Origin of the sequence: Sesame phyllody phytoplasma (assembly GCF_018390775.2) — a bacterium.
Lineage (GTDB): Bacteria > Bacillota_I > Bacilli_A > Acholeplasmatales > Acholeplasmataceae > Phytoplasma > Phytoplasma australasiaticum.
In genome coordinates this window covers 1-247 of record NZ_JAHBAJ020000055.1, presented here as the reverse complement: position 1 = coordinate 247, position 247 = coordinate 1, and the positions used below count along the sequence as shown (strand labels likewise).

Genomic DNA, 247 nt, shown 5'->3' with positions numbered 1-247 from the left:
TTTAATAAAATCGCGGCTAACAGGGGCGCTGGTACACCCGGAATCGACAATAAAACCATCGATGGAATCAATCTGGAAAGATTAAAAAGATACCATCGGGAATACGTCAGTAACGGTTACCACCCAAAACCAGTCAAAAGAATCTTCATTCCCAAAGATAATAAAAAAACCCGACCTTTGGGCATACCGACTATCAAAGATAGACTGATGCAAAAATGCCTGGAACAACTCTTAACTCCCTATTTTA

The 247-nt window shown here is 40.1% G+C and carries 1 pseudogene; it reads left to right on the top strand.

Going from position 1 to position 247, the window contains the following annotated elements:
* A pseudogene (locus KHD59_RS02470) lies at positions 1 to 247 on the top strand (group II intron reverse transcriptase/maturase); the annotation flags it as partial.